The organism is uncultured Caballeronia sp. (assembly GCF_964243625.1).
GTDB lineage: Bacteria > Pseudomonadota > Gammaproteobacteria > Burkholderiales > Burkholderiaceae > Caballeronia.
Genome location: NZ_CAXTGZ010000050.1, coordinates 1 through 19,052, shown reverse-complemented (window position 1 = coordinate 19,052; position 19,052 = coordinate 1). Strand labels below are relative to the sequence as shown.

The 19,052-nt window shown below is 61.1% G+C and carries 15 protein-coding genes; 12 read left to right on the top strand and 3 right to left on the bottom strand.

What is annotated here, in order from left to right:
• The 7 genes from ACFFAR_RS05560 to ACFFAR_RS05530 all read left to right on the top strand — a co-directional run.
• On the top strand, positions 1-1,032 hold a 1,032-nt coding region (locus tag ACFFAR_RS05560; RefSeq protein WP_375507609.1), incomplete at its 5' end, for an elongation factor G.
• Positions 1,033-1,166: 134 nt separating this feature from the next.
• A complete protein-coding gene (locus ACFFAR_RS05555; protein WP_174362491.1) occupies positions 1,167-1,661 on the top strand; it encodes a cupin domain-containing protein in 495 nt (164 codons plus the stop codon).
• 183 nt (positions 1,662-1,844) lie between these two features.
• A complete protein-coding gene (locus ACFFAR_RS05550) occupies positions 1,845-3,530 on the top strand; it encodes an ABC transporter substrate-binding protein (protein WP_174362492.1) in 1,686 nt (561 codons plus the stop codon).
• A 26-nt stretch (positions 3,531-3,556) separates the two neighbouring features.
• The gene (locus tag ACFFAR_RS05545) at positions 3,557-4,576 is read left to right on the top strand and encodes an ABC transporter permease subunit (protein ID WP_174362493.1); all 1,020 of its coding nucleotides are present in this window, start codon (positions 3,557-3,559) and stop codon (positions 4,574-4,576) included.
• Complete coding sequence (locus ACFFAR_RS05540; protein ID WP_174362494.1) at positions 4,573-5,433, top strand: ABC transporter permease subunit; 861 nt, start codon at positions 4,573-4,575, stop codon at positions 5,431-5,433. Before ACFFAR_RS05545 ends, ACFFAR_RS05540 begins: the two co-directional genes overlap by 4 nt.
• Positions 5,430-7,502 carry a dipeptide ABC transporter ATP-binding protein gene (locus ACFFAR_RS05535; RefSeq protein ID WP_174362495.1) on the top strand — a complete coding sequence of 691 codons (2,073 nt, stop codon included), beginning with the start codon at positions 5,430-5,432 and terminating at the stop codon, positions 7,500-7,502. The genes ACFFAR_RS05540 and ACFFAR_RS05535 overlap by 4 nt, the downstream gene beginning before the upstream one ends.
• 77 nt (positions 7,503-7,579) lie before the next feature.
• Complete coding sequence (locus tag ACFFAR_RS05530) at positions 7,580-8,002, top strand: hypothetical protein (protein ID WP_174362496.1); 423 nt, start codon at positions 7,580-7,582, stop codon at positions 8,000-8,002.
• A gap of 5 nt (positions 8,003-8,007) precedes the next feature.
• On the opposite strand, the gene ACFFAR_RS05525 is transcribed toward ACFFAR_RS05530, so the two are convergent.
• The 3 genes from ACFFAR_RS05525 to aspT (ACFFAR_RS05515) all read right to left on the bottom strand — a co-directional run bounded on the left by ACFFAR_RS05525 (position 8,008) and on the right by aspT (ACFFAR_RS05515) (position 12,463).
• Complete coding sequence (locus ACFFAR_RS05525) at positions 8,008-8,853, bottom strand: aldo/keto reductase (RefSeq protein WP_174362497.1); 846 nt, start codon at positions 8,851-8,853, stop codon at positions 8,008-8,010.
• A 123-nt stretch (positions 8,854-8,976) separates the two neighbouring features.
• Complete coding sequence (aspT, locus tag ACFFAR_RS05520) at positions 8,977-10,698, bottom strand: aspartate-alanine antiporter (RefSeq protein WP_174362498.1); 1,722 nt, start codon at positions 10,696-10,698, stop codon at positions 8,977-8,979.
• A gap of 82 nt (positions 10,699-10,780) precedes the next feature.
• Positions 10,781-12,463, bottom strand: a complete 1,683-nt coding sequence (aspT, locus tag ACFFAR_RS05515) for an aspartate-alanine antiporter (RefSeq protein ID WP_062169388.1) — start codon at positions 12,461-12,463, stop codon at positions 10,781-10,783.
• A 606-nt stretch (positions 12,464-13,069) separates the two neighbouring features.
• On the opposite strand from aspT (ACFFAR_RS05515), the gene ACFFAR_RS05510 reads away from it, so the two are divergent.
• From ACFFAR_RS05510 to ACFFAR_RS05490, 5 genes are all read left to right on the top strand, one after another.
• On the top strand, positions 13,070-14,053 hold the full coding sequence (locus ACFFAR_RS05510) for a LysR family transcriptional regulator (RefSeq protein WP_061998695.1): 984 nt from the start codon (positions 13,070-13,072) through the stop codon (positions 14,051-14,053).
• A gap of 37 nt (positions 14,054-14,090) precedes the next feature.
• Entirely contained in the window at positions 14,091-15,083 is a 993-nt protein-coding gene (locus ACFFAR_RS05505) for a 2-hydroxyacid dehydrogenase (RefSeq protein ID WP_174362977.1), read from the top strand.
• Between the two features lie 220 nt (positions 15,084-15,303).
• Positions 15,304-16,362 carry a ligase-associated DNA damage response exonuclease gene (locus tag ACFFAR_RS05500; RefSeq protein ID WP_375507608.1) on the top strand — a complete coding sequence of 353 codons (1,059 nt, stop codon included), beginning with the start codon at positions 15,304-15,306 and terminating at the stop codon, positions 16,360-16,362.
• Positions 16,359-18,017 (top strand): ATP-dependent DNA ligase, encoded by a 1,659-nt coding sequence (locus tag ACFFAR_RS05495; protein ID WP_086382510.1) that lies wholly within the window; start codon positions 16,359-16,361, stop codon positions 18,015-18,017. The genes ACFFAR_RS05500 and ACFFAR_RS05495 overlap by 4 nt, the downstream gene beginning before the upstream one ends.
• Positions 18,014-19,052, top strand: a 1,039-nt coding sequence (locus ACFFAR_RS05490; protein ID WP_375507607.1) for a DEAD/DEAH box helicase, incomplete at its 3' end; no start/stop codon positions are given. The genes ACFFAR_RS05495 and ACFFAR_RS05490, both read left to right, overlap by 4 nt.

Below are 19,052 nucleotides of genomic sequence, written 5' to 3'. Positions count from 1 at the left end.
GGCCGGATTCTCCAGATGCATGCGAACGAGCGTCAGGAAATCAAGGAAGTGCGCGCAGGCGATATCGCCGCGGCCGTGGGTTTGAAGGAAGCGACGACCGGCGACACGCTGTGCGACCCCGCTCATCCGATCATCCTGGAACGCATGATCTTCCCGGAACCGGTGATCTCCCAGGCCGTCGAGCCGAAGACCAAGCCCGACCAGGAAAAGATGGGTATCGCGTTGAACCGGCTCGCGCAGGAAGATCCCTCGTTCCGCGTGCAGACCGACGAGGAATCCGGCCAGACGATCATTTCCGGCATGGGCGAGCTGCACCTGGAAATTCTCGTCGACCGGATGCGCCGGGAGTTTGGCGTTGAAGCGACCGTCGGCAAGCCGCAGGTGGCGTATCGCGAGACCATTCGCATTCCGGTTGAAGATATAGAAGGCAAGTTCGTCAAGCAGTCGGGCGGCCGCGGTCAGTACGGTCACGTGGTGCTAAAGCTGGAACCGCAAAAACCGGGTACGGGCTATGAATTTGTCGATGCCATCAAGGGCGGCGTGGTTCCGCGCGAATACATTCCGGCCGTGGACAAGGGCGTCCAGGAAACGCTGAAGGCTGGTGTGCTGGCGGGTTATCCGGTCGTCGACGTCAAGGTGACGCTAACTTTCGGCTCGTACCACGACGTCGACTCGAACGAAAACGCGTTCCGCATGGCTGGATCGATGGCGTTCAAGGACGGCATGCGCAAAGCCAAGCCGGTGCTGCTCGAACCGATGATGGCCGTGGAAGTGGAAACGCCCGAGGACTTCATGGGCAACGTGATGGGCGATTTGTCGTCACGGCGCGGCATCGTTCAGGGGATGGAAGACATTGCCGGTGGCGGCGGCAAGCTGGTTCGCGCCGAAGTGCCGCTCGCGGAAATGTTCGGGTATTCAACGACGCTGCGCTCGCTGACTCAAGGCCGCGCGACCTACACGATGGAGTTCAAGCATTACTCCGAGACGCCGAACAATGTCGCGGAAGCCATCGTTAATTCGAAGTCGAAGTAAACATCGTCGAGTTTGGAGCTTGATGCAGAGCTAGATTCAAAGCGAAGTTTGCTGAAGTCCGCTGAAGTCGGCTGTTTTTTGCCGGTGGCAGCGGACTTTTTCATGCGTTTATCCATCGGCCAGCGGGAGACAGAATGAGCGACGAACAGCAACATGAACACGATCACACAGACTGGCGCGAGAACGGCGTCAAGGTCATCAAGGGCGATCAGCTCGATACCAACACGGCCCAGACGCCCGGCATGAACCGCGCGGCCGCGATCAATGCAGCGCGCGTCGGCGCGCAGAAGATCTGGGCCGGCACGGTCACGATCCATCCGAATGCCAAGACCGGGGCGCATCATCACGGCGCGCTCGAAAGCGTGATCTACGTGGTGCGCGGACAGGCGCGCATGAAATGGGGCAATCACCTGGAATTCACAGCCGAGGCCGGCCCGGGCGATTTCATCTTCGTGCCGCCTTACGTGCCGCATCAGGAGATCAACGCGCTGAGCGATGAACCACTCGAATGCGTCCTCGTGCGCAGCGACAACGAGGCGGTCGTGGTGAATCTGAACATCGATGCCGTGGAGCAGCCCGAAGAAGTGTTTTGGGTCGATCCGATCCACAAACATCCGCATCAGCACTGATAGATAGCGCTTGGATAACCCTCTTCCAGGGCGAAAATAATGCCGAGCGAAACGCGGGCCGGAAACGGAACGTAATTTGCTCCGCTAAACTGGATGTGCGCCGGAAAGCTGCTTTGAGCCGCGCCGGCGTGCGCAGTGTCGTCGAGTCAAGAACAACAACCGAACCCAGAACCGGACAGCCCGATGAAGAAAACCGTCACCACGCCCTTTTTCTCCGATTCCACGCTCGACGCAGCGCGCAACTCAACGGGAGAACTGGGCAACCATGCCATCGATGAATTCAAGGCCGGCCGGCTCTCGCGGCGCGAGTTGCTCAGGCACGCAAGCCTGCTGGGTTTGTCGACGGCGGCGTTGGCAGCGGGAGGCTTGCTCGGCATGCCTTCGGCACGCGCCCAGGCGCCTGCCGGGAAACCCGGCGCGACGATCCGCGTGGCGCATCTGACACCGTCGGGTCAGGTCGATCCGCTGACCGTGACCGATCCGGCCGGCCTCGCACTGATCAACCAGACGGGCGAATTCCTGATCGACGATGACGGCCAGGCGCTCGTCCTGCGCCCTTCTCTCGCGCTCTCGTGGAAACCCAACGCGAAGGGCGATGTGTGGACGTTCAAGCTGCGCCCGAACGTCAAATTCCACGACGGCCAGCCGATGACCGCCAAGGACGTCGCCGCGACCTTCAACCGTCTGGCCGATCCGGGCAGCGGTTCGGCGGCTTTGTCGGTGCTGAAGGGCGTGTTGTCGAAGGGGTCGGTGAAGGCCACTGACGACATGACGGTCGAGTTTCATCTCGATGCGCCGAACGGCAATTTCCCGTATTACGTTTCGTCCGATACCTACAACGCCGTGATTCTGCCGGCGAATTTCAGCGGCACCTACGAGAAGTCGTTTCCCGGCACGGGCCCGTTCAAATTCGAGTCCTACACACCGAAGGTGGGTGCATCGTTCGTGCGGAACCCCGATTATTGGGGCGAAAAGGCGTTGCCGGAGCGCATCAAGTTCTCCTTCTACGCCGATGAACAATCCGAACTCCTCGCGCTGCAGGGACGCCAGGCCGACGTGATGGGCGACTTTACCGTCCAGGGCGGCCTGAGCATGATGACGAACCCCGAGTTCAAGGTGCTGGGCGTGAAATCCAGCGCGCATCGACAGATGCACATGCGCACCGACACCGGTCCTTTCAGGGACAAACGCGTGCGTCAGGCGCTGGCCCTCGCGGTGAATCGCGAAGTGATCGTGAAGGGTCTGTTCAAGGGGCACGCCGCGCTTGGGAACGACAGTCCGTTCTCGCCGGTGTTTCCATCGAGCGATCTGAGCGTGCCGCAACGCAAGATGGACTTGGCGAAAGCCAAGCAGTTGCTCGCGGCCGCCGGCGTGCCGAATGGTTTCGATGTCACCCTCACCACCGAAAAGTACATGGAGATTCCCGACCTCGCGGTGGTGATCCAGAACGCGGCGAAGGCGATCGGCATCAAGATCACATTGAAGGTCGAGAGCCAGGAGTTGTATTACGGCGCGGGAACGTATGGCAAATCGGACTGGCTCGATTCGCCGCTCGGCATCACGGATTACGGACATCGCGGGGTGCCCAATGTGTTCCTGAATGCGCCGCTTACCAGCGAAGGCACGTGGAACGCGGCGCACTTCAAGAACCCGCAGTACGACAAGCTGGTCGCGGATTTCGTGGCGGCGCTCGACGTCGCATCGCAGAAAAAGCTGTCGGGGCAGATTCAGACGCTCCTGCTCGACGAAACCCCGGTCGTCATTCCGTACTTCTACGACCAGCTGATCGTCACGCGGGCGAACGTGAAAGGCGTGCGCTTCAACGCCATTTCGCAGTTGTATTTCGAACGCGCGACCATCGGCGCCTAGCCGTTGATCCGAGGACGCCCTGAGTCATGAACACCGCCTCTACTTCGGCACCTGCTGCAAAGCCACGCGGTGAATACGGCAGCGCACTACGCATTGCGCGGTTTATCGGCGTGCGGCTGTTTCTGGCGGCAATCACGCTGTGGCTGCTTTCCGTGATCGTATTCGCGGGCGGCCAGTTGCTTCCCGGCGATGTCGGCCGTGCAATCCTCGGCCCTCTCGCCGACGCACGCGCAGTCGCTGCGCTCAACCATCAACTCGGTGTCGACCGGCCGCTGCTCACGCAGTACGCCGCATGGATAGGCCATTTCCTTCGCGGCGACATGGGCGAGTCGTATTCGTATCGCGCGCCGGTTGCGCCGTTCATCGGCGCTGCGTTGCTCAACTCGGCGAAGCTCGGGGCGCTGGCGTTTATCGTCGTGGTGCCTCTGGGGATTGCCGGGGGCGTGTACGCCGCGCTGCACGAGGGCCGCTGGATCGACCGGACGATCAGCATCACGGGGTTGTCGGCGACGGTCGTGCCTGAGTTCGTATCGTCGATTGTGCTGATTCTCGTGTTCGGCATCTGGCTGCAATGGCTGCCAATCGAAGCGACGTATCCGCCCGGGTCGAACGTGCTGGTTCAAATGCAGCATCTGATCCTGCCCGTGTTGCCGCTCGTGCTCGTGTTCTTCGGGTATATCGCCCGGATGGCGCGTGCGGGAACCGTGGAAGCACTCGATGCCGACTACACCCGCACCGCGATCCTCAAGGGCTTGCCGCGCCGCGTGGTGATCATGCGGCACGTGTTGCGCAATGCGCTGCTGCCGACCGTCACGGTGGCCGCGACGCAACTCGGCTACATGATCGGCGGCCTGGTCGTCGTGGAGACGCTGTTCCATTACCAGGGCATCGGCTCGCTGATCTACAACGCCGCGAAGGGCAAGGACTTTCCGATGCTCGAAGCGGGCGTGCTGACCATCGGCGTGATCTATACGACGGCCAATCTGATCGCCGACGGGTTGTACGTGGTGCTGAATCCGCGCTTGCGGGTGAGGAATGCGCAATGAGCACTGCCACCGCCGCACCGTCATATAAAGCACCCAAGTACGAGCGCACCAAAGCACTCTTGCGTTCGCCCACATTCCTGGTCGGCGCGCTGATCCTGCTGTTCTGGGTCGCGTGCGCAATCGGCGGGCATTGGGTCGTGCCGCAAGATCCCTACGCGTCCGATCCGCTGAATTCCCTCACGCCGCCCGACGGCACGCACTGGTTCGGCACCGATCAGCTCGGCCGCGATGTCTTCGCTCGCGTGATCGTCGGCGCGCGGGACATTCTCACCATTGCGCCCTTGGCGACGCTGCTCGGCACGGTCGCGGGAACGGCCGTCGGCTTGATCGTCGGTTATTTCGATGGCTGGGTGGACAACGTCGTAGGCCGCCTGATCGACGCGGTCCTCGCGCTGCCGCTCGTGATCGTCGCGCTGCTCGCGCTCGCTGCCGTGGGCGCGAGCAACCTGACCGTGATCCTCGTGATCGGCATCACGTTCACGCCGATCACCGCGCGCACCGTGCGCGCCGCCGTGTTCGCCGAGCGCAATCTCGACTACGTGCTCGCGGCCCAGCTTCGCGGCGAAAATGCGTTCTACATCATGTTCGCGGAAATCCTGCCGAACGTGCTGCAGCCGATCATCGTGGAAACGACTGTGCGGCTCGGCTATGCAATCTTCTCGGTCGCGACGCTGTCGTTTCTCGGCTTCGGTATTCAACCGCCATCGGCGGATTGGGGTCTTGCGCTCTCCGAGTGCTACACGCTGATGGCAGGCGGCGCGTGGTGGACGGTCGTCTTCGATGCCGCCGCGATCGCCTCGCTGGTCGTGGGCGTCAATCTGGTTGCAGACGGCATACAGGGAGTGCTCGACCGATGAACGGCCCGCCTCCATCCGCTTTCCCCATCTTCGATGGATCGAAGAGCGCCGAAACCGATGCGCTGACCATCGTCGGCCTGACGGTCGCGTATCGCACGCGCGGACGTGATCGCGAGATCCTGCAGGACATCTCGCTGCGAGTGAAACGTGGCGAGGCGTACGGGCTCGTCGGCGAATCGGGCTGCGGGAAGTCCACTGCCGCGCTCGCCGTGCTGCGTTACCTGCCGCGCAACGGCCGCGTGAAAGCGGGCAAGATTTCTATCGCAGGGCACGACATTTCGTCGATGAACGCCGACGCTTTGCGGCACATGCGCGCGAATGCGGTTTCCATGGTGTACCAGGACCCGGGGCGCGCGCTGAATCCGTCGCTGACGATTGCGCGGCAGGTGTCGGAGGCGTTCGAGCTGGCGGGTTCGTCGGTTAGCGAGGCGCTGGAGCGCACCATCGATATCTTGCGGCGCGTGCGCATCTCGTCGCCCGAGCGCGTGATGGAGAGCTACCCGCATCAGTTGTCGGGCGGCATGCAGCAGCGCGTGGTGATCGCAATGGCGCTGGCGTGCAACCCGGAACTGCTGATCCTCGATGAACCCACGACCGGCCTCGACGCAACCGTCGAAGCCGAAGTGCTCGACCTGATTGCGCAACTGCGCAAAGAACTCGGCACGGCGGTGCTGTTCATCAGCCACAACCTCGCGGTGATCGGGCGCATGTGCGACCGCGTCGGCGTGTTGTACGCGGGGAAACTGGTCGAAGAAGGCGCCACGCGCGATGTGTTTGCGAAGCCCCGGCATCCTTACACGGTCGGGCTTTTGCGCTGCCTGCCGACCACCGGGCGAAGCAAGGACACGGGCCGCCTCGATACCATTCCCGGCTCGCTGCCGCTGCCGGGAACCGTGACGCAGGGTTGCATCTACGCGCAGCGCTGCAAGCTCGCCGATGACCGGTGTCATCGTGAAGCGCCGCCGCCTTATCGCGTTCAGGCGGCGTTCGGCGATCAGATGTCGCGATGCCATTACCACGAACGCGCGACCGAGTTGCCGCGCGCCACGCCCGAGGTCTTGGGCGAGCGTCCGCAACGTGATGAAACGGCGATTGCGCTGCGGGCGGTGGGTTTGTCGAAGACGTTTCATGCCGGCGGGGAATCCATACGCGCGGTCCACGATGTGTCGATGGAACTTGCGCTTGGCGAGACGCTCGGCCTCGTGGGGGAATCAGGCAGCGGTAAAACGACCCTCGCGAAGCTCCTGCTCGGACTGTTGTCTCCGGACGCGGGCGGGTCTATCGAACTCGATGGAGCAACACTCCCGCCACGTGTCACGAGCCGCAACGACGAACAAGTGAAGTCGCTGCAGATCGTGTTCCAGAATCCGGACTCGGCGTTGAATCGCGCGCATTCGGTGCGGCGGCTGATCGCGCGGTCGTTATCCAAACTGGGCGCGTTGCGCGGCGCCGCGAAAGAGGCGCGTTTGCAGTCGCTCACTGCGGCCGTCCGTTTGCCCGAACGTTATCTGAGTTCGCGCACCCAGCAGTTGTCGGGCGGATTGAAGCAGCGCGTTGCGATTGCGCGTGCGTTTGCGGGCGATCCGCGCGTGGTCGTGTGCGATGAACCCACCTCCGCACTCGATGTCTCCGTGCAGGCCGCCATCCTGAACCTGCTCGCAGACCTGCAGCGCGAACGCGGCGTGAGCTACGTTTTCATCTCGCACGATCTGCACGTCGTGCGGTATCTGTCGGACCGTATCGCCGTGCTGTATCTCGGACGGCTGATGGAAATCGGCCGCGCCGCCGATGTCTTCGATGGCCCACATCATCCTTATACGGAGGCGCTGTTGTCATCGGTGCCGGCGCTCGATGGAGCGGGCGCGGCGCGGGAGCGCATCCGGTTATCGGGCGAATTGCCGAGCGCGGCGAATCCGCCATCGGGCTGCGTATTCCATACGCGTTGTCCAAGGAAGATCGGCGCAATTTGTGAGCAGCGGGAACCGCCGTATGCGGATGCTGCGAATGGACATCGGATTCGATGTCATATTCCGCTGGAAGAGCTGAGGCAATTGCAGAGGGCCGAGTGAGCCGGAATCACGTTGATGGAACCAATCGTCGCGCGTCGCCTCATATCGAGTTCAATGTCCGACATGAGGGATACAACATGAAGCGAAACATCTCAGCGGCCTTTGCGCTTGCTATAGCCACGACGTTCGGCGCCATCTCCCTTGCCCAGGCCCAGCAAGCTGCGCCGCAGGCCCCGGCAGTCGACCCCAGCTTTTCCGCGTACACCCTCGCGCAGGAATGCGCGCAAAAAAGCGATAACGCCGCGCAAGGACAATGCATTGGCGCGGTGCGCGGCATTGTTCGCGGGTATCAATACGGCGTGTTGTTCCTTGGGCAGCGTTCGCAATTGAACCCCAACGAGACGCAGAACGTGTCGCTGTGCCTGAGCAATACGCCGGTGTCCACGCTCGTGGATGAGTTTCTTGCAGATGCCAAGCAAGTCGATGAAGCCGCACTCAAACGCACGCCCGCCGAGGTTGCCGTCCTCGGCTCGGTGCATTCGCATCACGCCTGCATGTAGGTGGTTTAAAGCATTTCAAGCGAGCGCTTTGACTTTGGCGGTTTGAACTGTGCATCGATTTGCGCCAGCTCTTGCGCCGACAAGCCGATATCGCGCGCCGCCGCATTTTCCGTGACATGCGCAACGGTGGACGCCTTTGGTATCGCAATGACTTGCGGTTGCTGCAGAACCCACGCGAGCGCGATTTGCGTCGGTGAAACGCCGCGTGCGCCGGCGATGTCGTTCAGCACGCTTTGCTTGGGCAAGCGCGAATGATCGACCGGGCTATAGGCCATCGCAGGCATGTTCCGTTCGCGCATCCAGGGCAGCAGATCGAACTCCGGACCGCGGCGCGCCACGTTGTACAGGATCTGATTGGTGGCGCACTGGTTGCCGTTTTCAAGCGCGAACAATTCGATCATGTCGTCGGTGTCGAAATTGCTGACGCCCCAATGACGGATCTTGCCGGCAGCCTTGAGACTTTCGAACCCGGCGATCACACCTTCGATATCTTCGCCGCCGCGCCAGTGCAGCAAATACAGATCAATACGATCGGTTTGCAAACGCTTCAGACTACGCTCACAAGCGGCCTTCACGCCCGCTTCGCTGCCGTTATGCGGATAGACCTTGCTGACAATGAACAACTCGTTGCGTCGAGCGCCCAGCGCTTCGGCGATGAGCTTTTCACTGTCGCCATCGCCATACATCTCGGCGGTATCGATAAGCGTCAGTCCCAGATCCACGCCCGCCTGCAGCGCCTTGATCTCCTCGCTGCGCTTACGCGCGTTTTCGCCCATCTCCCACGTTCCCTGACCCAGTGCGGAGATCTGTTCGCCGGACGGCAGATGGACGGATTTGTGCGGTGAAGTCATCGGAAGCCTCGCTCAGTCTTGAAGTCTCATTGGGCTGCGGATGAGCGTAGCAGTTCAACATTTCACTAAACGAATGCGTGCCCCTCGCGTTTTTCATCGGGCGACACGCTTCCTTCTCAATGATCAGACCAGGCCCACCAGCAGCGGTCCCAGCAGTGTCAGCAAGACATTGGCCAGCGCATACGTGATTGCGAACGGCACGGTAGGAACCGCGCTTTCCGTCTTGTCGAGCAGCGCGCCAAACGCCGGGTTCGCGCTGCGCGACCCGGTCAGCGCGCCCGCCAGCAGCGCGGCGTTGTTGTACTTGAGGACGTAGCGGCCGAAAATCATGGTTAGAACAAGCGGCAACACTGTGACGACCACGCCGAGCAGGAAGATCGTCATGCCGCTTTGCTTCACCGTCACCACGGCCTGCAATCCCGAGTTCAAACCGACCGCAGCCACGAACGCGGCGAGCCCGAAATCCTTCATCAATTGCGACGCCGCCGATGGCATCACGCCGTACATCGGATGCTTGCCGCGCATCCAGCCGAACAGGAGGCCGGCGAGCAGGCAACCGCCGCCTGAACCGAGCGTCAGCGGCACGCCGCCAACGGTCACCACGATCAGGCCGATCAGCAAGCCCAGGACAATGCCCACGCCCATGTAGATGAAGTCGGTCTTGTTCGTGACCGGGAGTTCGTAACCGGCGGCATCGACGGCGCGTTTTGTGTCCTGCGGCGACCCGTAGAAGGTGATCACGTCGCCATGTTCGAGCTTGGTTTCGGGCAGGATCGGCAACGGCTGGTCGGCACGCCTGATCTCCTGCACAAAAACGCCGTGACGCAGATCGCGATCCACGGTCGTGCGCATCGCGGCAATCGTCATGTGATTCATGCCCTTGCGCGTGAAGACGCCTTGCCGGTTCTGCATCACGACGCTGATGCCATCCGTATCCGCCACCTCCTCGCCAATGTCCGGCGCGGTTGCGACCATCACCTCGCGTCGTCCGACCACGAGCACGACGTCGTCGGCTTGCAGCATCACGTCCGGACGCGGTTCCAGCGCCTTGCCTGCGCGCCTGATGCGCTCGATGGTGATCATGTCCGCGCCAGCCAGCTCGATCTCGGCGACCGTCCGTCCTGCAGCGCCATTTGACCCGAGCGCGGCGCCCGCCGCGTTGCCGCTGGTAATCCGGTAAGCGCGGCCGACCAGCTCCGGCAAGGCCGCTGTCTGTCCCGGACCATGCGCGACGGTGCTGCCAAGCAGGCTCTTCTCGGCTTCAACGGCCGCCTCCCTCAGGCCTTGTCCCATGAACTTCGGCAAGATGTTCACGCATACGATGATCGCGCCGAGCGACCCGAACACGTAGGTCACGGCGTAGGCAATGGCGACATCGGATTGCAAGGACTTGGTCTCGGCCACGGGCAAGCCGAGACGCGCGATGGCGTCGCCCGCTGTACCAATGATCGCGGATTGCGTGAGCGCGCCGCCGGCCAGCCCGGCGGCAATGCCCTTGTTCAACCCGAAGAGCTTGGCGCAGATCAGCACGGTGACAAGAGCTGAAACCGCGAGGAAAACCGCCATCGCGATTTCACGCAGCGTCTTGCGCGACAAGGAGTTGAAAAACTGCGGACCGGAGTCGTAACCGACTGCGTAGATGAAGATGGCGAACATGACGGACTTGACGCCGTTATCGATCTGCACGCCGAACTGGCTGATGACCACCGCGGCCAGCAAGGACCCGCCTACTCCGCCAAGCTGGAACTTCCCGAAGTTGATCTGGCCAATGAAGTACCCCACCGCGAGCGACAGGAACAACGCTATTTCCGGAGACTTCGTGAAAATCTGGTGTATCCATTCCATGGTGCCCTCGCTAGATTGTGTTCCCGTCCGACCTTGACTGCTCAGCGCGTTTCGTTACGCGTTTGTTGTGCTTTTTAAAACGCTATCCCAGCTTGCCTGCGAGCCCGACAACCAACGGACCCATCAGCGGCAGCAGCACGTTCGACAACGCATACGTGATGGTGTAACCAATAACAGGTGTTGCGTTGCCCGTCACCCCAACCAGTGCGCTGATTGCAGGAGTGCTGCATTGCTGGCCCGCTATTGCGCCAAGCAGCATGGGAACCTCTAGTTTGAGCAGCCATCGCCCGATCGCGAGCGATACCAGCGCCGGCCCGAGCGTGATGACAACGCCCGCGAGCGGCAAGGCGATACCGTATTCACGGATGAGGCGGATTGCATCGGCGCCCGCGCCGAGTCCTACAGCGGCGATAAACGTGCACAACCCGAAATCCTTCAGCACTTGCGCGGCGGCCGAAGGCAGGGAGCCGATCACCGGGAAGCGCGAACGAATCCAGCCGAACAGCAGACCTGACAGAAGACACCCGCCGCCTGTGCCGAGGGTGATCTGTATATCGCCCATCCGCGCGCTGAGATGGCCAATAAGAATTCCGAGGATCACGCCAATGCCGAGGAACACGAAGTCCGTCTTCAGCGTCGCGCGCACGATGTAACCCAGCTTCGCCGCACCACGCCGGACGTCTTCGGATGCGCCGATCAACGTCAGCACGTCCCCACGATGCAACTCCGTTCCGGGGAGCGCCGGGATCGTGCTGTCGAGCCGCGTGACGGCGGAGATGTAGACGCCGTGGCCGTCGGCGGGAGTTGCGCGGGCGCGCACTTGCGCCACGGTCAACCCATGCACTTCGCGCCGGGTAAGCATCACGTCGAGCGTCTCGGCGTAGACATCGGCGACATCGCTACCCGACACTTCCTCGCCTATCGACGGCAGTGCTTCGAGCAGCACTGCGCGACGTCCGCCGATCACAATGCGGTCGTCGCGCTTCAGGACAAGACCCGGCTGGGCCTTGACTGTGGAGCGGCCGCGCACGACACGCCCCACCGTGATTTCATTGCTGAAGCGCTGTTCCAGCGCATCCACGCGCATCTGCGCCGCGCCCGTCACACGCACTTCACGCGCCACGAGCGACGGCGCCGCGAGCCGCTGCCCTTCCCCGAGCGCGCTGTCGCCGCCGAGCGTACGCCAGAGGCGCTCGGCTTCATCGCGCAAATTCACGCGCAGGATCAGCGGCGCAACCTGGCTTGTGAACAGGACGATGGTGACAAGCCCGAACAGGTAACTCACGCTATACGCAGTGACGATGTTGGCCTGCAACCGCGCGATCTCTGCAGACGGCAAGGCGAGTTTGCCAATGGCTTCGGACGCCGTGCCGACCACGGCGGATTCTGTCGCCGCGCCCGCGAGGAGGCCGGCCGCTGTCCCTCGATCCAGTTTGAACAGCGCAACGGCGCCGAGCACCAGTCCAAGCACGACGACAATTTCTACAATCGACAGAAGCCCGTAACGCCAGCCCCGCCCTACGTTGGCGAAGAACTGCGGGCCGCCGGTGAAACCCAGCGCAAAGATGAACAGTGCAAAAGCGATGTTTTTCAGTTCCGGCGAAAGCCGCGCGCCGCTCTGGCCCAGGATCAATGCAACGATCAGCGTTCCGCACACGCCTCCCAACTGAATGGGGCCCAACTTGAAAGAACCGATGAAAAACCCGATTGCCAAGCTGGCAAATAAAGCAATCTCGGGTTGCCGCGCCAATAAGTTCCATATCATGAAATTATCGCCTCGATTGAATATCGATTTGCAACGATTAAAGAAGGCTCGCCATTCGAATTAAGGATTTGATTAAATATTTTTATCGCTTTCAGGTTAAAACAGTTTTAAGTGAGCCGTCTGCGTCCGTGCAGCCTGTCAAGCTGGGCATGCCCGATTCAAAAGATTTTTATTGTCACACGGGCCTCTTCTTGTGACTGCGCGAGAAGCTGAACTTAGTACGGAACGTGAGCCGGTTTTACCTCATTCCGCGTGTTCAGAAACCAGCAACTGTCTGCCTTAAGCAATTGTTTCGATCAAAAATAACCACTCTTCGTTTAATGCACTGCAAGAAACTGATCAGCGCTGTCCAGCCCGCGAAACAAAAATCTGCATAAATCTGACGATCCATTCCAAAAAGCACTTAAGTGTAATTTTTCATTGCAATGACTCCGCAAATATGAAAGTCTTACGTTAATGCGGAATGCAAACAAGAAATAAAGTAGATATTGCAATTCCGCACAGGTGTCAATGCGGTTGATCGATACCGAAAATCAAAAAACGCTGCTCGCATGGGTGATATGCGAAGCAGTTCATCGTTATTTAGGACACTGAGAGGTAAGGGTTATGAATCAGATTCATGCAATGCGGGTTTTCGTGCGAGTCTCGGAAACAGAAAGCTTCAGACGGGCCGCGCAGCAACTGGATGTATCGAACGCTCTTGTCACTCGGGCGATTGCGATGCTCGAAGCGCATTTGCGTACGCGGCTAATCAATCGAACGACTCGCAACCTCTCACTGACAGAGGCCGGTACCCGTTATCTCGAGGGGTGCCGTGCACTACTGGAGGAACTCGACCATCTGGAATCGATGGTCGCCCATACGGAGGGCGATCCCAGCGGCACGCTGCGCGTGGTGGCTTCGGGATCGCTTTCGTTAATGGCCCTTACGCCGCTGATCGACGGATTCCGGCAGGTCTATCCGAAAGTGAATGTCCGTCTTACGCTCTCGGAGCGTCACGTCGATCTGGTCGAAGACGGCTTCGACGTGGGTATCGTGACTGCATTCATGGTGTCGAGCACGGCGCTTGTCGAACGCCCGGTTGCGACCAATACGCTGATCCCGGTCGCCACGCCCGCTTACCTCGAGGAGCACGGCTCGCCCAGCCAACCTGCCGACCTGCTGCATCATTCGTTCGTGGCGTTGCCGAGCGAGATGCGCAGCGCCACCTGGCACTTCCGGCATCGCAGCAACGGCAGTGCCGACCAGGTCACGCTCGCGCCCGTTTATACGGTCAACAGCGCGCTGATGGTGCGGCTCGGAACGCTTGCGCACATGGGTATCTCGATCCTTCCGGAAGGCGTCGTAGCCAAGGATCTGGAGGACGGATCGCTGGTGCGCGTGCTCGGCGATTACGCAATCGACGACCCCGATGTCAAGGTGTCGATCGTTTATCCTGGACGTCAGTATCTGCCAGCGAAGACGCGTGCTTTTATCGACTACACGCTCGAGCATATGGGTCCTGGTGGAGAAGTCGGCGTGCCGCAGGCTCCGGACAGTGTCCTGGCCCGGCTTTCAATGGCCCATCCAGCGAGTGCCATCGCTAACTAAAACGTTTGCGTGACAACGGGGTGCCAACTCGATGCCGATCTCAATGATCGTCTTCAGCAGCCGTCAATACGATCGCGATGTCTTCACTGAGGCAAACGCGGCTTTCGGCTACGCCCTGCAGTTTCAGGAATCGCAACTCAACGCGCAGACGGCGGTTCTCGCGCATGGTTGCAACGTGGTATGCCCATTTGTGAATGACGTTGTCGACGAAGCTGTCCTGGAGACGCTTCGCGACGGCGGCACTCAACTTGTGGCGCTGCGCTCGGCCGGCTTCAACCACGTCGATCTGGCCGCCGCAAAGCGGCTCGGAATCGGCGTGGTCCGCGTTCCTGCCTATTCACCGCACGCGGTTGCCGAGCACGCAGTTGGTTTGATCCTCACGCTTAATCGCAAGCTGCATCGCGCTTATGCACGTACCCGCGACGGTGATTTCTCGCTCAACGGCCTGCTGGGTTTCGACCTGCACGGCAAAACGCTTGGGATTATCGGCACAGGAGTCATTGGACGTGTGTTCGGCAAAATCATGGCGGGTTTCGGCATGACTTTGCTGGCATACGATCCAGGACCGCCCGCAAAGGACCTGGTTGCAGCCGGAGCGCAGTATCTGGCGCTTGAAGCGCTGCTGGCTCAATCCGATATTATCAGCCTGCATTGCCCTCTCCTGCCTTCGACATATCACTTGATCGACGCAGCCGCGCTTGGGCAAATGAAACATGGCGCAATGCTCATCAATACAGGCCGCGGCGGACTGATTGACAGCAGCGCACTTGTCGATGCGCTAAAAAGCGGCCAGCTAGGCCATCTCGGCCTGGATGTCTATGAAGAAGAAAGCGGACTCTTCTTCGAGGACCATTCGAATCATCTTCTCCAGGATGATGTGCTTGCGCGCTTACTCTCGTTTCCAAATGTGATCGTTACTTCTCATCAGGCGTTCTTTACGCATGAAGCCCTGAGCGAGATTGCAAACACGACGCTCGAGAACATAAAGGCGTGGTTCGATGGTTCTTCGCCCATTCAAACGACTCTCTAAGCTTTCAATCCTTACCGCGCATATTATATACGCGCAATTAACATGATTTGAAATGTCAACCGTTTGATTGACGTCGATATCTTATCAATCTTTTTTATTCTTCATATGAATTAATGAATCAATAGTAAATGCCGAGTTTTAATAGGCACACGATTTGCTTCCACTAAACCCACGTTGACCACTTCCGGTCGACTTCTCCCTTTTCCAAGCGGGTGGCGGGTTGGACGCATTCAAAGATCTGATTGTCGCGAGGCCGGAAGGTCTTTATTGCCCGCCGGGCGACTTCTTTATCGATCCGTGGCGCCCGGTCGATCGGGCAATCATCACGCATGCCCATGCGGATCACGCCCGTTTCGGACATGCGCGCTATCTTGCGGCAGAAGCGGGCGTTGGTGTATTGCTATCGCGCCTGCCGGGTATCGAATTACAAGGCGTTCCGTACGGGGAGCGTCTTGTCATTAACGGCGTCTCCGTCTCACTGCATCCCGCCGGCCACGTGCTGGGCTCGGCGCAAGTCCGTGTGGAACATGGCGGCCGTGTGTGGGTCGCTTCCGGCGACTACAAGGTCGACCCGGACCCGACTTGCACACCGTTCGAACCCGTGCGCTGCGACACGTTCATCACGGAATCCACTTTTGGTTTGCCGATTTATCGATGGGACCCGTCGCACGTTACTTTTGGCGGTATCGATTCGTGGTGGCGGCATAACGCGGCAGAGGGACGCGCGTCCGTATTGCTCTGCTATTCGTTTGGCAAGGCGCAGCGGGTTCTTGCCGGAATCGATGCAGGTATCGGTCCCATCTTTTGTCATGGCGCCGTGGAACCGCTGAACCGGGCTTATCGGGCAGCGGGCGTGGCCTTGCCGGAAACACGTCTTGTCAGTGATGTCGCCGCCAAGGACAAGGGTGTGTTCAAGGGCGCGCTGGTCGTCGCGCCGCCGTCGGCACAAGGCAGCACGTGGATGCGGCGCTTTGGCGACTACAGCGACGCGTTCGCTTCCGGCTGGATGCGCCTGCGGGGCACGCGGCGCCGGCGCGGCCTGGATCGCGGTTTCGTGCTGTCCGATCATGCGGACTGGCCGGGGTTGCAGGAGGCGATCGGTGCGACGGGCGCGGAACGTGTGATCGTCACGCACGGCCAGATCGAACCGATGGTGCGGTGGCTGCGTGAACAGGGACTCGAAGCCGGTGCGTTCACGACCGAATACGGCGACGACGCAATCGAAGCGGACGCAGCCGAAGCCGCTGGTAGCGCCGAACCCGAGGCAGCGTCCCAATGAAGCGCTTCGCCGCGTTATACACCGCGCTCGACGGCACGACATCGACGAAAGAAAAACTCGAAGCACTGATCGCGTACTTCTCTGCGGCAGAACCCGAGGACGCTGCCTGGGCGTCGTATTTCCTGAGCGGCGGCAAGCCGCGCCAATCTGTTCCTACGCGCCTTCTCACCGAGTTCGCCCGCGAGCGGGCCCGCCTGCCGGAATGGCTGTTCGAAGAGTCGTATCAGGCCGTTGGCGATCTCGCCGAAACCATCGCGCATATCTTGCCGCCGGCGCAACGCACGTCTGAGCTCGGCTTGGCGCAATGGATCGAAGGCCGCGTGCTGACCTTGCGCGGCCTGGAACCCGACGAACTTCGCACGCGCCTGCTCAGTTATTGGGACGAACTCGACTGGAGCGAGCGTTTCCTGCTGACCAAGCTGATTGGCGGCGGGTTTCGTGTCGGCGTCGCGCGTCAGCTCGTCGTGCGGGCCCTCGCGGAAGTCGCGGGCGTCGATCACAAACGCATTGCACAACGCATGGTCGGCTGGACCGACTCGCGCCAGGCGCCGGATGCAGCGCGCTATCTCCGGCTGATCGCGCCCGAAACATCGTCCGACGATGAAACCGCAGCGCCTCACGAAAGCGATATCGGCCTGCCCTATCCTTTCTTTCTCGCGCATCCGTTGCAAGCCGATCCTGCAACGCTTGGCACGCCGGCGGACTGGGTTATCGAATGGAAGTGGGACGGGATTCGTGCACAACTCGTGAAGCGCGGCGGCCGCGTGTGGCTCTGGTCGCGCGGCGAAGATCTCATCACCGACCGCTTCCCCGAGATCGCTGCATTGGGCGAAGCGCTCGCCGATGGCACGGTGATCGATGGCGAAATTCTCGCGTGGGAACCGGGCGCCGATGCGCCGTTGCCGTTTGCGCGGCTGCAACCGCGGATCACGCGCAAGACGTTATCGAAGAAAGTGCTGGCCGACTCGCCCGCCACCTTTCTTGCGTACGACCTGCTCGAAGCCGATGGTCGCGACCTGCGTCTGACGCCGCTCACTGAACGGCGGACGCAACTCGATGCGCTGGCCAATGAACTTGCGGTGGATCTGCTGCGCGTATCACCCCTGGTGAACGCCGGCGACTGGACCGCGCTCGCCACGTTGCGCGAGGAAAGCCGCGGGCGCGGCGTGGAAGGCCTGATGCTGAAAGGCCGCGATTCCATGTACGGCGTCGGCCGCACGAAGGCGTCGGGGACGTGGTGGAAATGGAAGGTCGAGCCGTATGCGATCGATGCCGTTCTTCTCTACGCGCAACGCGGTCATGGCAGGCGCGCGAGCCTGTACACGGACTTTACGTTCGCCGTGTGGGACGAAGCCGACGGCGTGCGCACGCTCGTCCCCTTTTCGAAAGCCTATTCGGGTCTCACCGATGAAGAAATGCGCAAGGTCGATGCGATCGTGCGCAAGACGACCATCGAAAAATTCGGACCTGTGAGGAGCGTCACGCCGACGCTCGTATTCGAGATCGGCTTCGAAGGCATTCAAGCGAGTCCGCGCCATAAATCGGGCATTGCGGTGAGGTTCCCGCGCATGTTGCGGTGGCGCACGGACAAGCAGATCGACGACGCCGATACACTCACCATGCTCAAAGGTTTTCTTGATGGAGCCGGCCAATGAGCACGCCCGCTGATTCCAGACGCCGTTCGCCGCGTCCACGCCGGGTGCCGAAAACGCGCGCGGCGCAGGCGAAGGCGGACGCCCTGGCCGAGTTGTTCCAGCCCGTGCCTGTGGTGATCGACCAGGACGCTGAAACCACGCCTTTCAATACACGCCTCGCCGCGTGGTTCGAGCGCAATGCATGGCAGCCGTTTCCGTTTCAACGTGAAGTATGGAAGGCAATCGAGAGCGGTTCGAGCGGCCTTCTTCATGCAACAACGGGCGCGGGGAAAACCTGGGCCGTGTGGCTCGGCGCATTGGCCGCGTATGCACGTGAGCAAAAGGCTCCGGCGCCATTGACCGTGTTATGGATCACGCCGATGCGCGCCCTCGCCGCCGATACCGCCCGCGCACTGCAAACCGCGGTGACCGAACTCGCGGTGCCCTGGAGCATCGGCTTGCGCACCGGCGACACGCAATCCGCCGAACGCGCACGCCAGAACAAACGCATGCCATCGACGCTTGTGACCACGCCCGAGAGCCTCACGCTGATGCTCACGCGCGCAAACGCCATCGATGAAATGAAGCACGTCCGGCTGGTCGTCGTCGATGAATGGCACGAGCTGCTCGGCAACAAGCGCGGCACGCAGACGCAACTCGCCATCGCGCGGCTGGCGCGCTGGCGTCCCGAGTTGCAGGTGTGGGGATTGTCGGCGACGCTCGGCAATCTCGATCTCGCGCGCGACGCGTTGCTCGCGCCCGCCAGGACGCAAAAGGTGTCGGTGCGCGGCGCGCAGCCGAAGACATTGATCGTCGACACACTGATTCCCGACACGATAGAACGCTTTCCGTGGGGCGGACATCTCGGTCTGCATCTGCTCTCCCAAGTCACCGAGCGACTTCGCCAACACGCCACAAGTATCGTCTTCACCAATACCCGTTCCCAGGCCGAGCTCTGGTATCGTGCGTTGGAGGAAGCCATGCCGGATTTTCCGATCGGCCTGCACCACGGATCGCTCTCCGACGAAGTTCGCCAAGCTTCCGAGAACGGATTGC

Excerpts from the sequence above, each read along its gene's own strand:
- ACFFAR_RS05495 (WP_086382510.1), top strand. The coding sequence starts at position 16,359 with ATGAAGCGCTTCGCCGCGTTATACACCGCGCTCGACGGCACGACATCG.
- aspT (WP_174362498.1), bottom strand. The coding sequence starts at position 10,698 with ATGGAATGGATACACCAGATTTTCACGAAGTCTCCGGAAATAGCGTTG.
- ACFFAR_RS05530 (WP_174362496.1), top strand. The coding sequence starts at position 7,580 with ATGAAGCGAAACATCTCAGCGGCCTTTGCGCTTGCTATAGCCACGACG.
- ACFFAR_RS05525 (WP_174362497.1), bottom strand. The coding sequence starts at position 8,853 with ATGACTTCACCGCACAAATCCGTCCATCTGCCGTCCGGCGAACAGATC.
- ACFFAR_RS05510 (WP_061998695.1), top strand. The coding sequence starts at position 13,070 with ATGAATCAGATTCATGCAATGCGGGTTTTCGTGCGAGTCTCGGAAACA.
- aspT (WP_062169388.1), bottom strand. The coding sequence starts at position 12,463 with ATGATATGGAACTTATTGGCGCGGCAACCCGAGATTGCTTTATTTGCC.
- ACFFAR_RS05545 (WP_174362493.1), top strand. The coding sequence starts at position 3,557 with ATGAACACCGCCTCTACTTCGGCACCTGCTGCAAAGCCACGCGGTGAA.
- ACFFAR_RS05550 (WP_174362492.1), top strand. The coding sequence starts at position 1,845 with ATGAAGAAAACCGTCACCACGCCCTTTTTCTCCGATTCCACGCTCGAC.
- ACFFAR_RS05535 (WP_174362495.1), top strand. The coding sequence starts at position 5,430 with ATGAACGGCCCGCCTCCATCCGCTTTCCCCATCTTCGATGGATCGAAG.
- ACFFAR_RS05555 (WP_174362491.1), top strand. The coding sequence starts at position 1,167 with ATGAGCGACGAACAGCAACATGAACACGATCACACAGACTGGCGCGAG.
- ACFFAR_RS05540 (WP_174362494.1), top strand. The coding sequence starts at position 4,573 with ATGAGCACTGCCACCGCCGCACCGTCATATAAAGCACCCAAGTACGAG.